Annotated in this window: 15 protein-coding genes; 5 read left to right on the top strand and 10 right to left on the bottom strand. The window is 50.8% G+C overall.

Features of this window, described 5'->3' with window-relative positions; genetic code table 11:
• Nucleotides 1-340 precede the first annotated feature (340 nt).
• From FGI41_RS09945 to accC, 5 genes are all read right to left on the bottom strand, one after another.
• The gene (locus tag FGI41_RS09945) at nt 341-1,882 is read right to left on the bottom strand and encodes an acyl-CoA carboxylase subunit beta (protein ID WP_139489971.1); all 1,542 of its coding nucleotides are present in this window, start codon (nt 1,880-1,882) and stop codon (nt 341-343) included.
• Between the two features lie 76 nt (nt 1,883-1,958).
• On the bottom strand, nt 1,959-2,732 hold the full coding sequence (locus FGI41_RS09950) for an enoyl-CoA hydratase (RefSeq protein WP_139489972.1): 774 nt from the start codon (nt 2,730-2,732) through the stop codon (nt 1,959-1,961).
• Between the two features lie 21 nt (nt 2,733-2,753).
• On the bottom strand, nt 2,754-3,650 hold the full coding sequence (locus FGI41_RS09955; RefSeq protein ID WP_139489973.1) for a hydroxymethylglutaryl-CoA lyase: 897 nt from the start codon (nt 3,648-3,650) through the stop codon (nt 2,754-2,756).
• 72 nt (nt 3,651-3,722) lie between these two features.
• Nucleotides 3,723-3,935 carry an acetyl-CoA carboxylase biotin carboxyl carrier protein subunit gene (locus tag FGI41_RS25425; protein ID WP_139489974.1) on the bottom strand — a complete coding sequence of 71 codons (213 nt, stop codon included), beginning with the start codon at nt 3,933-3,935 and terminating at the stop codon, nt 3,723-3,725.
• A 36-nt stretch (nt 3,936-3,971) separates the two neighbouring features.
• Entirely contained in the window at nt 3,972-5,306 is a 1,335-nt protein-coding gene (gene accC / locus FGI41_RS09965; RefSeq protein WP_139489975.1) for an acetyl-CoA carboxylase biotin carboxylase subunit, read from the bottom strand.
• Between the two features lie 206 nt (nt 5,307-5,512).
• Between accC and FGI41_RS09970 the strand changes: the two genes are divergently transcribed.
• Nucleotides 5,513-5,980: an N-acetyltransferase gene (locus FGI41_RS09970; protein ID WP_139489976.1), complete on the top strand. Its 468-nt coding sequence runs from the start codon at nt 5,513-5,515 to the stop codon at nt 5,978-5,980.
• A 75-nt stretch (nt 5,981-6,055) separates the two neighbouring features.
• Here FGI41_RS09970 and FGI41_RS09975 read toward each other — a convergent pair whose 3' ends face one another.
• The 3 genes from FGI41_RS09975 to FGI41_RS09985 form a co-directional block, all read right to left on the bottom strand.
• Complete coding sequence (locus FGI41_RS09975) at nt 6,056-6,778, bottom strand: RsfA family transcriptional regulator (RefSeq protein ID WP_139489977.1); 723 nt, start codon at nt 6,776-6,778, stop codon at nt 6,056-6,058.
• 153 nt (nt 6,779-6,931) lie between these two features.
• Nucleotides 6,932-7,690, bottom strand: coding sequence for an enoyl-CoA hydratase/isomerase family protein (locus FGI41_RS09980; RefSeq protein ID WP_139489978.1), 759 nt, complete (start codon nt 7,688-7,690; stop codon nt 6,932-6,934).
• Between the two features lie 427 nt (nt 7,691-8,117).
• On the bottom strand, nt 8,118-8,498 hold the full coding sequence (locus tag FGI41_RS09985; RefSeq protein WP_139489979.1) for a Spx/MgsR family RNA polymerase-binding regulatory protein: 381 nt from the start codon (nt 8,496-8,498) through the stop codon (nt 8,118-8,120).
• Nucleotides 8,499-8,727: 229 nt separating this feature from the next.
• On the opposite strand from FGI41_RS09985, the gene FGI41_RS09990 reads away from it, so the two are divergent.
• Nucleotides 8,728-9,447: a helix-turn-helix transcriptional regulator gene (locus FGI41_RS09990; protein ID WP_139489980.1), complete on the top strand. Its 720-nt coding sequence runs from the start codon at nt 8,728-8,730 to the stop codon at nt 9,445-9,447.
• Between the two features lie 96 nt (nt 9,448-9,543).
• The gene (locus FGI41_RS09995; RefSeq protein WP_139489981.1) at nt 9,544-9,816 is read left to right on the top strand and encodes a DUF2626 family protein; all 273 of its coding nucleotides are present in this window, start codon (nt 9,544-9,546) and stop codon (nt 9,814-9,816) included.
• A 522-nt stretch (nt 9,817-10,338) separates the two neighbouring features.
• Here the strand turns inward: FGI41_RS09995 and FGI41_RS10000 are convergent.
• Nucleotides 10,339-11,457 (bottom strand): class I SAM-dependent methyltransferase, encoded by a 1,119-nt coding sequence (locus tag FGI41_RS10000; RefSeq protein WP_139489982.1) that lies wholly within the window; start codon nt 11,455-11,457, stop codon nt 10,339-10,341.
• 100 nt (nt 11,458-11,557) lie between these two features.
• On the opposite strand from FGI41_RS10000, the gene FGI41_RS10005 reads away from it, so the two are divergent.
• Nucleotides 11,558-12,637 (top strand): hypothetical protein, encoded by a 1,080-nt coding sequence (locus FGI41_RS10005; RefSeq protein WP_139489983.1) that lies wholly within the window; start codon nt 11,558-11,560, stop codon nt 12,635-12,637.
• A gap of 23 nt (nt 12,638-12,660) precedes the next feature.
• The gene (locus tag FGI41_RS10010; RefSeq protein WP_139489984.1) at nt 12,661-13,722 is read left to right on the top strand and encodes a coiled-coil domain-containing protein; all 1,062 of its coding nucleotides are present in this window, start codon (nt 12,661-12,663) and stop codon (nt 13,720-13,722) included.
• Nucleotides 13,723-13,944: 222 nt separating this feature from the next.
• Here FGI41_RS10010 and FGI41_RS10015 read toward each other — a convergent pair whose 3' ends face one another.
• Nucleotides 13,945-15,303 (bottom strand): CapA family protein, encoded by a 1,359-nt coding sequence (locus FGI41_RS10015; RefSeq protein WP_255298414.1) that lies wholly within the window; start codon nt 15,301-15,303, stop codon nt 13,945-13,947.
• Nucleotides 15,304-15,315 lie beyond the last annotated feature (12 nt).

The following is a 15,315-nucleotide window of genomic DNA, read 5'->3' on the forward strand; positions in this document are numbered from 1 at the left end:
AGAATTGATATCCAAAATTACCTAATATAAGCATAACAAAAGTTAGCTGAATAGAAAACAGGTTAAACGAAATTTAATCAACAAAATTATCGAAAATCCTTCTTTGTAAATTAATTTAATTAATCGGAATATAAATTTTGACCGAAAGTGACGTTATTTTTCGAAAATATTTTATAACAGTATATATTACCTAGGTCCGTTCAGTATGATCAATTATGCATGATTTTGTGAATTTTTTTAAATCAACTGAATAAATATACCATTTTTCCCGTCTGTTGATAGCAAAAAGCTGTCTCCACATCGTTAGGAGACAGCCTTTTGTCAATCGGTAACGTTTTCGTTATACAGGGTAGACCGAGTGTTTGCGGTCTGTAAATACTTGCTGCTTGCTGCTGTATGCGGTAAATCGGGTGATCAGTTCGCGGCGCAGCTCGGATGGTGGAACGATTCCATCGACGATCAGGTTGGAAGCAAGCAGGTAGATGTCGATATCCTCCTGGTACTCTTTGCGCTTCTCCATAATGAAGGCTTGGCGCTCTTGCGGATCTTCAATCGCTTGGATTTTGTTGCTGTAGACCGCATTGACCGCAGCTTCTGGACCCATTACGGCGATTTGTGCATTAGGCAGTGCGAGGCAAGCGTCTGGTTCGAATGCGGAGCTGGCCATAGCGTACAGACCTGCGCCGTATGCTTTGCGGACGATGACGGAGATTTTTGGCACAGTAGCTTCTGCCATCGCGGAGATCATCTTCGCACCGTGGCGGATGATACCTGCGCGCTCTACCGCTGTCCCGATCATGAAGCCTGGTACGTCAGCGAGGAACAGAACCGGGATGTTGAATGCATCGCAAAGCGTGATGAAACGGGCCGCTTTGTCAGCGGAATCACCGAACAGCACACCCCCTTTTACACGCGGTTGGTTGGCAATGATCCCGACCGCTTTCCCGTCGAGGCGGGCCAGACCGGTTACGAGCTCTTGGGCGAACAGCTTTTTGATTTCGAAGAAGGAGCCTTCATCCACCAGTGCATCGATGAAATCATGCATGTTGAACGGAGCGTTTTGGTTTTCTGGAATGATGGTGGTGATATCTTTTGCATTCGGGTTTGGTGCTTTGCCCTCGATAACTGGCGGTTTTTCGGTGTAGTTGGCAGGGAAGAAGGACAGGTGACGGCGTGCTGCTGCCAGTGCTTCCTCTTCATTCGCTGCGAGTACGTCACCCACACCGCTGACAGAGCAGTGCATACGGGCGCCGCCCAGTTCTTCGAGCGTCACTTTTTCACCGATGACCATCTCCGCCATGCGTGGGGAACCGAGGTACATGCTGGCATTTTTGTCTACCATGATCACGATGTCGCAGAATGCCGGGATATAGGCGCCACCTGCGGCAGATGGTCCGAACAGAACGCAGACTTGCGGGATTTTACCGGAGAGCTTCACTTGATTGTAGAAAATGCGGCCCGCACCACGGCGGCCTGGGAACATCTCCAGCTGGTCGGTGATGCGTGCACCTGCGGAGTCTACGAGATAAACCATTGGGACGCGCATTTTTTCAGCGGTCTCTTGAATACGAATGATTTTTTCTACGGTACGGGAGCCCCAAGAACCTGCTTTTACCGTGGAGTCATTGGCCATGACGCAGACGGTTTGGCCGTTTACTTTACCGATTCCGGTCACAACGCCGTCGGCAGGCAGGTCACCTGCGGTAAAGTTGGCGAACAGGCCGTCTTCGAGCATAAAGCTTTCGTCGTCAAACAACAGCTTCAGGCGGTCGCGGACGAAGAGTTTGTTTTGTTCTTTATTTTTGACGTGGTATTTTTCATCGCCGCCCTTGTGAATCTCGGCAATGCGCTCACGCAGGGTATCTTCAAATTGGTTGCTCATAGGAGTACCTCCTTTGGTTTCGTAAATCCGTACAGGTGATTCGAACGGGTAAAAAGAATCGTGTGGAGCGCATCCTCTATTCGCCGCGGTAGACTGGTTTGCGCTTTTCTTTGAACGCTTCGAGGCCCTCCAGACGGTCTTTGGTCGGGATGGTGATCGCGTACGCATTGCTCTCGATGGCAAGACCGGTCGCCAAATCTACTTCCATCCCAAAATCGATGGCGTATTTGGCTTGGGCCAGTGCGATTGGAGCGTTGGCGATGATCTCGTTGGCAAGCTCGACCGCTGTGTTGATCACTTCCGCCTGTGGCACGATGCGGTTGACAAGACCAATCTGTAGTGCCTCTTGCGCGCTGATGCGGCGGGCGGTGAAGATCAGTTCTTTTGCCTTGGCTTTGCCGACGATGCGCGGCAGACGCTGTGTCCCGCCCGCACCTGGGATGATGCCAAGCGAGGTCTCGGTCAGCCCCATCTGTGCAGTCTCGCTCATCACGCGCAGGTCGCAAGAGAGTGCAAGCTCCGTCCCGCCGCCAAAAGCAGCTCCGTTGATCGCTGCGATGATCGGCTTGGGCAGACGCTCCAGTTCGGTGAAGGTATCACGGATCAGACGGATGAAGCGTTGTACCTGCTGCTCGGTCATCGTGCGGCGTTCCTTGAGGTCGGCTCCGGCGCAGAAGGCTTTTTCCCCCGCACCTGTCACGATGACGGCACGCACCTCTTTATCCAGTGCGATCTCAGCGATGTGTTCACGCATCGTCGCAAGTGTATCAACATTCAAACAGTTAAAAACCTCTGGACGCTCAATCGTCAGAAACCCGATCTGTCCTTCTTTGCGAAACGTAACTGTCATGCTCGCTTACCTCCCCTTCCGTCAGTTGCACGCCTGGGCGATGTTGGCCTGCAGCACTTTGGATGGCAGGGTTCGGCCCAGTTGGTTTTGGATATAAAGTCCGGCTTGGGTCAGCTTGCCCTCATCGACACCTGTCTCATAGCCCATGCCGTGTAACAGATAGACCAAATCCTCTGTCGAAATATTGCCGGATGCCCCCGGTGCATATGGACAGCCCCCGAGACCGCCGATGGAAGAATCCAGGATGCGGATGCCTTCCTCCAGAGCTGCCACCACATTGGCGAGCCCTGTCCCACGTGTATCATGGAAATGTCCGGCCAGACGCTCTGCACCGAATTCACGGACAAGCGCCGCGAATTTCTCATGTACTTGGAGAGGGGTCGCCACTCCGATGGTATCGCCGATTGAGACCTCGAAGCAGCCCATCTCAAACAATGCCTCTGTCACTCTGAGCGACTGCTCAATCGGTACGTTGCCCTCATAAGGACAGCCGAACACGGTGGAGACATATCCGCGTACGCGCAATCCTAAGCCTGTCGCTTCTTTGACCACTTCCGCCAGTACAGGGAAGGTGTCTTCGATGGTTTTATTGATATTGCTCATATTATGCTTTTCACTGGCAGACATGAAGACGGCCACTTCTTGGAGACGGGTTTCTTTGACCCGCTCCAACCCGCGCAGATTGGGCACGAGTGCACTGTAAGTGACACCCGGCCCAAAGGTGATGCCGTTCATCACCTCGACGGCGTCCGCGAGCTGCGGAATCCATTTCGGGTTGACGAACGACGTCGCCTCGATGCGCGTGAGGCCCGCCGCCGCAAGATGGTTGATCAGTTGGATTTTGTCCGGGGTGGCTACGACCTCTTTTTCATTCTGCAAGCCGTCGCGCGGCCCCACTTCCACGATTTGTACCTTCATCGTGAACTCCCGCCTCTCCCTCTGCGTAAAATCCGACGAGCGAACGCTCAGTTGGTTTTCGCACAAATGAAATTATTCGAGCACAAGCAATACATCGCCGTCATTAACGAAGTCGCCGATATTTACTTTTACTTCTGCTACTTTGCCGTCTGCATCTGCTTGCACAGGCACTTCCATTTTCATGGATTCGAGTACAACGACGTCTTGACCTGCGGATACGGTGTCACCTGCGTTTACCAATACATTGATGACTGTGCCTGCCATGTTAGCTGTTACGTTTTTCATAAGGATCGTCCTCCAGTTATGGGTTCGGTTTTGTGACTACTTCTTTTTATTTTGAACAAATTGGGTGGTGTACAACCCTGCTTGGAAATCCTGATCTGCCAAAACTTCTTGCAGGAACGTCAGGTTGGTCTTGATGCCGGAAATATGAAACGCTTTCAAAGCTTCTGATGCGCGTTGTACCGCTTCGGCTCTGTCTTGTCCACTGACGATTACCTTGGCGATCATCGGGTCATAGAACGGGGTGACCAATGTGCCTGCTTCTACACCGTCATCGATGCGTACATGCTCCATTACCGGTGGCTGATACTCTTCAATTTTACCAGGGGACGGCAAGAAAGTCACAGGGTCTTCTGCGTAGATCCGCACTTCGATGGCGTGACGGAGCGCTTTGACATCTTCTTGTTTGAAGCAGAGCTCTTTGCCTTGCGCGATCTTGAGCTGCATTCTGACGAGATCCAGACCGGTCATCTCTTCGGTTACCGGGTGCTCTACTTGCAGGCGCGTGTTCATCTCCAGGAAGTAGAATGTCTTATTTTCATCCATGATGAACTCGACTGTACCAACACCTGTGTAGTTGACAGCGCGGGCTGCATTGACAGCGGCCAGACAGATGCTCTCACGGGTCGCTGCATCGAGGAACGGAGACGGGCTTTCTTCGAGCACCTTTTGATGGCGGCGCTGGATGGAGCATTCGCGCTCAAGCAGGTGGAAGGTGTTGCCGTGTGTGTCCGCTACGATCTGTACCTCGATATGGTGCGGGTTCTGCACGAATTTTTCCAAGAACATCGTGTCATTACCAAAGTATGCTTTGGCACGGCCTTTGGCAGACTGGAAGGCTTGGCGCAGTTCATCATCGCTGTTGCAGACCTGCATGCCGATTCCGCCGCCGCCTGCACTTGCCTTGAGCATGACCGGATAGCCGATCTCTTGGGCACGGGCAATCGCTTCGTCTACGGAATCCATCTGACCTTCAAAGCCTGGTACGATCGGTACTCCGGCGTCACGCATGATCTGGCGTGCGGTTACTTTGTCCCCCATGCTGGCAATCACTTCAGGGGATGGACCGATGAAGGTAAGTCCCTCTTCGATACAGCGTCTGGCGAAGTTGGCATTCTCAGACAACAGGCCATAGCCTGGGTGAATCGCGTCGGCTCCAGTGGACTTCGCCGCCTGGATGATGGCTTCGATATTGAGGTAGCTTTGCGGTACAGGTGGCGGCCCGATGTGGACGGCTTCATCTGCTTCACGTACGAAAGGCATATCTTTATCTGCCTCTGAATGGACAGCGACAGTGGCGATTCCTTGTTCGTTACAAGTACGGATAATTCGTCTTGCGATCTCTCCACGGTTCGCAATCAGCACTTTTTGCATAGGTACTCTCCCTTCCTTGATGTTGAAGTGTGTTACCCCTATTTTGCCATTTCTCTCGGGAATGTTCTAGCAGGAATTAAAAAAATCTTTGCAAAAATGACACGTTGCCAAAAAAACATCCAACATGCTCCAATCCGGTAGAGAATTTCAAGGGTATTTTGTGTATAATAAAGTTGGTATTTTCGGATTGAGAGGGGGCTTTATTCATGTATGAAGTAAAACGCTTGCGCATCAACTACAAGACGCTGGAAGAGTTTCAAAGGTTTCGTGAGTTCGGCTTGGAAGAGCTTTCGATGAAAGAAGATCTCGAAGCCAACATCGTGGAAAACGATTCCGACTCCCCTTTTTACGGGATTTACGATGACGGTCGTCTGGTAGCCAGAATGAGCATGTATAAAATCGACGGCAAATATGACCGTTATTTTGAACCGGCACAGGATTACTTCGAGCTGTGGAAATTCGAAGTTCTGCCTGAGTATCGCGGTAAAGATATGGGTACAGCCTTGGTGGAGCACGCGAAGAGCTTCGGTCTGCCGATCAAGACCAACTCCCGCTGCCGCGCTGACGAGTTCTGGAACAAAATGGGCTTCGTCGCGGTGAAGTACAATCCGGTACGTGACCGTGGGGAGAACCCGTACGTATGGCTGCCGGAAGGCGTTACCATGCAGGAATAGTCCGGTACTCGGATCACGGACAATCCAACCAAAACGAAGAAGCGGTCATGTCACCGCTTCTTTTTTTTATGTCTGCTATTCGATTCGCTCCAGATTGCCGTTGGGGTCCATTTTGAAAATGGCTTTGTCGTTCTCCTCTTCTTTGAGGAACGCCATTTTGCGGGCACGGTCCACGATTTGGACCAGCGCTTTATAATCTTCGCTGACATCTTGGGTTTTTTGTAGGTCTTTTTTGATCTGCTCGTTTTCTTCACGCAGGGCACGAAGCTCCTTGCTCTGTGCTTCATAATCACGCTCCAGCTGCTTGAAGCGGCGGAGAATTTCTTTTTGCCCGGTCAGGAAACGGATGACAGAATCAATCTGCAGCTCATCTGTTTCGACGAAGGCGGTGCTGGATGCAGATACGGGTGCAGGTGCAGGAATTGATGCTTTGGCCTGCGACGCTTTTGCCACCGGGACCTCGACTGGCTCCTCTTCTTCATACACAGCGGCGGGCGCTTTGGTCTCTTCGGCTTCCGCCACAAAAGCAGCATCATCCGCGAATTCGGTCTGAGCCACCTTACCCAGTTTTTTCATTTGCTGTCGCTGACTTTTTGCAATCGCAATGGCTGCTTCGTACTGTTTGCGGACGGTGCTGTTCCAGCGAAATCCGCACGCGGCAGCCGTCCGCCCGAGGCGCTGGCCGACTTCCTCGAATGCAGCTAATTGTGTGCTTCCTTCGCGGATATGGCGCAGCGTGACTTCGGCCAGCACCAGATCATCGTCTTCCGTCCACGCATCTTGTCTTGAGGCTACCATATATGATGTCCCTCCCGAATTTTTCTAATGAAAACGATTTACTTTATACCTATGCTCTTATGTGCATTCATAGAATCGCTTTTACTAGAAAAAAGTATCTCCAGACAAGGTATGATTTAAACGGAAGGGATAATCTATCTAGAACCTCTCATCTTACTTTTTTTCTAAAAATTGGTTAACGACTCCGACATGCTGCTCCGTTCCCCACATCTGCGCGCACTGCCGCACTTCCCGCTCGATCCGCTCCTGATACGGCACCCCTTGCTTCTTCCATTGAACAAGTCTCATATAAGCTTCGATACTCTCTAGCGGCTGACGGGCTATCTTGCCGGCAAACTCGTACACGTCCCCTGACAACGCATCTTCTGAACTAACATGATCGATAAAACCTAGTTCCAATGCCTTGCTTGCTGTTAGTCTTTCTCCTGTCAAAAGCAGGCTCAGCGCCTGTGAATCCGAGAGTTTGGCCAACAGCCGACTGCCCCCGCCCCATCCGGTGGTGATGTGCATCGTGACTTGTACAAAGCCGATTTTGGCACGCTCACTCGCGTATCGGAACGTGCAGGACGTGGCAAACTCACACCCGCCCCCGATCGCCGCCCCGTTGATCATCGCAATGGTCGGCTTCGGATACTGATCGATTTCGGTTAATAGACGGGCTGCTTTATGTAATAACGGATGGGCCTGCTCCTCCCCCCGCACAGCGAGAAACTGCTCCAGGTCACCCCCAGAGATGAAGGCATTCCCCGCACCGGTAAAGACAATGACTTTGACCGCCGGATCGTTTTTATATTCATCGAGCACCGTATGAAGCTCGTCTACCATCCCAAGACTGATGGCATTACGTACTTCTGGCCGGTTGAATGTAATCGTGGCAATCCCATTTTCAACGTGATTCAGTATGGTATTCATGGGGTAATCCTCTCCGTATCCTTTTTTCCTTATTTTATCTTACTTTTGAAAGAGCTTTCACCACTTTTATATTTCTTTTTTGTCTCTTTGCATTTCTTTTTGGTTCTGCGGCCCCGCTGGGAGGATGAGCCGGGTTCCCGTGCAAGCCTCTTTTAAACCCCTCACCCAGCGAAGGAAAAAGAAAGCTCAGCCCGCTTCTTTAGAATCCGCTCAGGGGCAAACGCTACGCTTGACTTCACTTCGAAGAAATTTTTGACCCGCCCTGTGCTTTCTTTTTCCGCAGCGGACAGTCAAATCTTCCCCCGTTGGGGTTTAAAGAAGGCGCGCACGGGAACCCGGCTCATCCTCCCTCCCCCAACCAGCCAAAAAAGCAAATGAAAAAGAGACGAAACTCACCGAGTCTCGTCTCTTTCAAAGAAAGGCTATATTACAAGAAAAATTCTTTCATAGCAGAAGAATTATAACCCACGATCAAATGCTCACCATTCGTGAGGATCGGGCGCTTCAAGAGTGCTGGATCATCGCTGAGCATCTCCAGCAGTTCAGAAACAGTCATATCGTTAATATCTACATCAAGGTCTTTAAACTTCTGACTGCGTGTGGAAAGAAGTTCATCCAGACCGTTTTGGGTCATCTTAACGATATCAAGCAATTCTTCTTTCGTCGGAGGATTTTTGAACAGGTGACGTTCCCGGTATGTCACGCCGTTTTCTGTCAGCCATGCTTTGGCTTTCCGACAGGATGTGCAGCTTGGATATGTGTAAAAGGTTAAGACGCTTTGGCTTTGACTTTGCAATGCTACTGCCATAATCCATTCCTCCATTTTTAGCAGAGTGATATGTCAGTCTTTAAAATCACTTTTGACTTTAAATTATATAGTAAATTCTATTCCGAAATTAAATACTATGTCAATAGTGTTTAATATAAAATCTTTCGTCATTTCTTGCTAATGTGCCAAATTTGTCAGTTATCGCTTAACATCGGCGGCAAAATGGGCTACACTAAGAGTTAAAATGTATTTTGAAAGGGGCGAGGGCATGGAACAGGACGCCCAGAAACTCACGAGTGCCTTGGCCGACCCCACTCGATTCTCCATTTATCAATTCGTCACGAACAAACGAAATCCGGTTACCGTCCACGAGGTAGCAGAACATTTTAAGATCCACCCGAACGTTGCACGCCTCCACCTGACCAAACTGGAGGATGTGAATTTGTTGCAATCCGTTTCCGACAAAAGTGGAAAAGGCGGCCGTCCGAGCCGTCTGTACTCTCTGTCCCAGCAAGTGATCAGCCTCCAGTTCCCACCCCGTGATTATCAGCTTCTGGCCGATATTGCTATTGAGACACTGGTATCACTCGGTGAAGCTGGTGAACAAGGACTTGTTCGAATGGGTAGACGAATGGGAGTCGAAGCGGCTAAGCGCGCCATGGCAAAGACCAATATAGATTTGGAGCAGGTGACACAAGAAGATTTAATGGACAGCATTTTTCAGCTGGTGGTCGCTCAGGGACTCCAACCTGATATTGAACAAATCAACGAATCAACGTACCGCTTCCGCGTGTATAACTGCACCTTCTCTGAAGTAGCCAAACGGTATCCCAATGCCGTCTGCAAAATGCACAATGCCTTGTTAGAAGGAATATTTGAAGCGTACTTTGGAGAAATTGAGTTAGTAGAGGAAGAAAAAATGCACGCCGGGTGTCAAGCTTGCAGTTACAGGGTTGTACGAATCCCTCCGATCTCTCACCCGTCATAAAACCGTCATACCTTCCCGTTTACACGCTTCGACATGTCCATTATAATGGGTAAGGAAATCTTTCTATAAGGAATACTTGCCAAAGGAGGGAAACGCATGGATCGCATGTATCGTGTTCTCAGCTTCTGGACATTAATGATCGCGCTGATGGCCTTCTGGGGCGAATTGATGAAAATGGCGCTTTTGTTCTTCGGCTTAACCGCGACATTCTTGGCGCTTGGCTACATGAATTTGTCCGAGAGAACCTATCTACGAATTTTCTTCTGCTTTATGTTCTTCTCGTTCGTAGGTTTTACTTACTACACGTTTTACGGAATGCCGCCGGCTGGTGCTGGTGGAGAACATTCACTTCTTCTTTCTATCATGTAAAAAAGGGCTGGGGATTGATCCCCAGTCTTTTTTTATTTTTATGACCGGGAGGTCTCTTAGCTTTTGTGGTGGAGGTGGTTCCTGTGACACGCGGAGCCGCCTATGTTGAACCACCGCAAGGGGGTTGGGACTGTCCGCTCCGAGCAAAGGAAGTGTGGGACGGGTCAAAAAGGGTTCGAGGAAGCGGATTCGAACGGAGAAGTTTGCCCCTGAGCAGACTCGAAGAAGTAAACCCCACTTCCTTCCCTCGGAGCTGAGATGGTGGTTCAAAGAGGCTCTCCGCGTGTCACAGGAACCACCTCCAGCCAGCTTTCGAGATCGACGGTCAAAAAAAGAAAAAGACTGGGGTAATGATGTGAGAAATGGGGAAGACAAAAGATAAAGCAAAAGGATACAAAAATGCCTCCTACCCAGGCACACTTTTGTATCCTTCTTCGTGTTCTATTCTCTTTTCCTCGTTCTACACCACTTACTTTTTCCTATTTATATAGCACATATTTCCACATTGCCTTGATATCCCAGTCATCCCTTCCGTTGAACCAAAACCCTAAACATCCCGCCCAGACCGCTTGGCATCAGCAGCTGCTGGATGGCACGGTTGCGTTTCATTGCTTGGGACGTGAACGGATCGCGGTCATTGTGGCTCTGGGCTTTGTGCAGGATGCCGTGCTGCATGAGGAACTGGTCTTGGCGCTGGAACGAGACATCGTTCAATCCTACCTCTTCCCCCCGACGGATCAATTCGGAAAAATTCACATGGGCGGTGATATCCTGCTCCCCCACCAGCTGATACGGGTTGTCGCTGGCTTGGTGGCGGTGATAGCACATTAGGGTACCACGGCGGCGGCTTGGATGGTAGAGATCCTCTTGGCGGTCCCCATAGTCAATCGTGATGACAGAGCCGCGGTGCAATAGGTCGCTAATCGCTTTCATCGTCCCGGCTACGGCTGTGTTCACCTCAATCCGCATCCCGACAGGCAGGGAAGCTGGCAGCTCCACCAATAGCTTCTCAAGTACATCCACTTCCTCTCGGGCTCCTGAGAATGTATCAAGATGCACCTCTGCGAACCGCTCCTCCTGCTCCAGCCACGTAACGCCTACCTCGCGCCAGCCTTCTACAGTCTTGTCCAGCATCCGGACGGGGAATGCATCGAACCATTCGTTCGAGACGATCACGCCTTCGATGGATTCTGCCTCGGCTGCAGCCTCAATCGTCGGATACCAGACCTGTGGGCATCGGAATTCTGCCAAGGCCTGACGCTGCAGCTCCTGGTGATAGCCGCTGATCTCGATCATCATCACCTTCATCCGTCCATAGACGTCTGGTGCCGTGTTTTGGATGTGGGTAAGCATGTGCTTCATCAGATGCCCGGTTCCACCGCCTGCTTCGACCAGCACCGGCTCCTCGATTCCCTGCTCTCTCCAGATCGTCAGAACGGCATCTGCGAGTGTTTCGGCAAATACGGGGTGAACGGTTGCACTGGTGTAGAAATCACCGTCCTTGCCCACCTTGGGTCTGGTTTGCCGATAATATCCATGCCGAGGGTGGTATAGGGCAAGCTCCATGAAGCGTACAAATGAAATCGAGTGATTTTCACTCTGATTAATCTCTGCCTGTATAGACAATTCCAGTGGATTCATACTTGATCACCTAATCTGGTTTTTATTATTTTTCACACACAAAAGCAGGCAATAACGCTATAATGGGCAGATATCATTTATTTCCATTTAGGAGGAACATATGTACAGACAAAACAAAATTGGCTTCACCCTGTTTCTCATCTTTGCCCTGATGGCACTGCTCGTAGCTGGATGCGGTGACCAGCGCTCGGCCAAACAAGTGCTGTTTGACACGTACAAGGAGCAGCTCAATATCAAATCCTATAGCTTCGATGGCTCCCTGAAAATGCGGGCCGATGCGAAAGGTGCCGATGTAGAAGCAGATCCACAAGCCAAAATGGTCTTGGATGCTCTGAAAAAATCCGAGCTGAAATATCGTGGTACAGTCTCCCTGGAGCCGTTTCAAATCGAAATGATTTTGGATGCAAGCATTGATCTGCAAGGCATGACAACAAATTTTAACATGCCGATTGTGATGAATCAAGATAAGATGTGGGTAAAAATTCCAGCGCTTCCGTTCCTCGCTGAGACCCAACAGCTCCAAGGAAAATTCGTCGAGCTCGACTACAAAGAACTGGCTAAATCCACAGGAGAAGAGCCAATCGACATGGCCAGCCAGTTGAAAGCACAGCGTCAGCTGATCATCAAGGCAAGTGATTCCCTCAGCAAAAATCTCGAGGACACCTACTTCATCGACCTGAAAAAAGAAGAATTCAAGCTCCCAGAAGGCGTTGAGGCAGAGCGCATCGTGAAGATGTATGTCACCAACGAAACCTACCTGCCGTTCCTCAAGACCCTTGCAGCTAAAGTAGCACCTGAACTCATCGACGCCATGTTGGCTGATAAAGAATTGCAAAAAGCTTATGCCATGACAGAAGAAGAACTCAAAGAAGGCAAAACCAACCTGGCTGATCTGGTCAAAGATTTTGACAAGGATGCCGCAGAGCTCAAATCCGTGATGGACCTGAAGAAATTGGATATGATCCTCGCTGTGGATAAAGCGAACCACCTGCCTTACACACTCGTCGATCTGGACGTCACCGTAAAGCCTGAGGGTGAAGACATGACCGTCGACTTCGGTATCACCGTGGACCAAAAAACAACCAATATCAATGCTGAACCGAAGTGGGAAATCGGCATTCCAAAAGCAGGAGAAGTAATCCCTTACACCGAAATGATGCAGATGATGGGCTCGATGTAAGAAACAGAAAGTTGTGAAGGGATATGCACAGATTACTCATCTGTATATTTGCACTGACAATAGCCCTCGCTCCGTTGCATGCCGCAGCGGAGGAGGGTCCTTCTTTAGAGCAAGTGATTTTGCAGCAGCATTTTACGCAAAAAGAACTGGAGCGCAATCTGGAGCTGATTCAGGTCGAGGAAGCCAAGCTGGGGGACGAGATCGTCTCTCTGGATGCTGATCTCAAGCGTCAAGCGACCGTGATTGACGCGATGGGCAAGCATGCCGGTCAGGTCGCATTGGCCTACTACAAAGGCGAGCGCACCTCGATTTTGACACTGTTGTTTGATGCCGAGAATTTTAACGATTTCCTCTTCTCGCTCTACTTCCTGCAAGCTCTGTTTGAACAGGATATCAAGAAGCTGGAGGATTTTCAGCAGGAGCGCGAGACCGCAAAGCAGCTTCAGACTAAGAAGCAAGAGCGTCTGTCCCAGGTGAAGACGACCCGTGCTTATTATGAAAAACGCCTGGCCGAGATGCTCGCCGTACAGAAGGAAAAAGAAGCCAACCTGCAAAAGCTAAAGGATCCTACCTCCATCGAAGGTCTGATGACACACCTGATCGATGACTGGCGGACGCGTGGATTACCGGTATTCCGCAATTATTTTGGTGTGCTGGCACAGGTGATGATGCAGCTGCCCGAGCTGGTGACACCTGAGAATCTACAGTCCAGAGGCTTGTTTCGTCACACGCTGACCATTGAGGAAGACGAGTTCAATGAATTCCTCGTCTCCAAAAATGAGCTGTTCCAAAGCTCCCGCTTCCAATTCACGAACGATCAGCTTGTAGTCGAGGGGCAGTATGATCAGATGACACTAAAGCTGGTCGGCTCCTATGAACTGGTCTCCCCGACCGAGCTGAAGTTTCATATCCAGCAGCTGAAGTATGATGGATTTGAACTGCCGGCCAGTTCGATGGAGGAGCTGGAAAAGGAGTACAACCTCGGCTTCTACCCCGCTGCTCTTACCCCCAATATCCGGGTGGAATCGATCAGCCTGCGGGACGCGAAGCTTACGCTGACGATGAAGTACGAGCTACCGTTCTAGATGGCGCGCTCAATCGGTTTCCTCATCCGTGCACCCAAACGCTTCCAAACGCTTCCAAAGAAAAAAACACGATCTTGTCCGGCTTGCTGCCTTGATGACAGCTTGTAAGCCTGCGACGGGATCGTGTTTTTTGTATAGGAGAACAGTTCCCCTGCCCCTGTCCCTGCCCTGCCCTGCTTCATAGGGAACAGGTTATGGAGTTGCGCTTCACGTAATCGAAAGTTAAAGGGCTTGCTTAGGAATCGTCGCCGGTTGACGCAGGTGGACGCTGATCGCACGGTAGAGCTGATCCATCTTGCGGATGACGTCTGCTGGAAGGCTTTTCTTTTGCGTCTGGGCGGCGAGGGTCTGCGGCAATGGATAGATCACGTAGCTCCGTTTCCCACCAGGGCGTGAGAGGTGGACATAGGTTGGGACCACTTGGGCATCTTGCAGCACGGCTTTTTTGTCGCCAGAAGGCTTCGTGATCGTCACCTGCAGGATCGCTCCGACGTCCTTGTAGTCCCCCCGCTGTCCGGAGATGAAATTCCCCAGGGAGTACATGATTAATCCACGCCGGGTCGTTCCGTCTGCCTGTGGGATCGTCTGCCACTCATATGGCTGTACGACATGCGGATGATGTCCCAAGATCAGATCAGCACCAGCCTCCAGACAAAAACGGGCCATTTTGCGCTGTTCCGGGCTTGGCTGCCGCTGATACTCGTTGCCAAAATGGAGCGAGACCGAGACGATATCCGCTCCCTGACTTCGCGCGGCGGTGATATCCTTTTTGATCAACGCGGGGTCGATCAGATTGACGAGATAGGGTTTCCCTTTGGGGATCGGGATTCCGTTGGTTCCGTATGTATAGGCGAGGAAGGCGATTTTGATGCCGTTTTTCTCGACGAACAGGGGCTTATTGCGTTCATCTGGAGTAGAAAAAGTCCCTGTGGATAAAATCCCTGCCTGTTTCAGATGATTCAATGTGCTGAGCACCCCTGCCTCCCTCCGGTCGAGTGAGTGGTTGTTGGCGGTAGTCAAGACATCAAAGCCTGCTTTTGTCAGGGTCTGTGCGAGTGATTCTGGGCTGTTGAACTGCGGATAGCCAGTGTAGCGCGATGCCTGCCCTGCCAGTGTGGTCTCCAGATTGCCGACGGTCAAGTCACTGTCCGTAAGCAACGGGATCACTTGGGCAAAGGATGATGTGAAGTCATAGCTCTTGGTCTTGGGATTGTAGGCAGCGTCGATCTGCTCCTGGTGAACCATGATATCGCCGACAGTGGTCAGCGTCAGTCGGGCTGGCTTGATTGGCCCGGCTGGTTTAGAAGACTCGGTCGGTTGATTTGTTGCCGCTGGGACGGCTGCTGGTGGATCCGCTAGTCCCTCTGCCTTCCCCCCGCCCCCGTCTGAAGACTGCTGAGCCGCCGATGGGTTCGTGTTGACAGCCGTCGCGGCAGACATCTTGGGTTGCTCGTCTCCAGCCAGTGTCTCCTCGCTTTGGTGCTGCAAAAAAACAGGGGAAGATTCACCGGACAGACCGATCCATAGCACCAAGGAAAAGATCAGCGCGAAGACAAGCATTCCTGTTCGATAGTGTTTCATTGCTTTTTCTCT

Origin of the sequence: Brevibacillus dissolubilis (assembly GCF_006170445.1) — a bacterium.
Classification (GTDB): Bacteria; Bacillota; Bacilli; order Brevibacillales; family Brevibacillaceae; genus Brevibacillus_B; species Brevibacillus_B dissolubilis.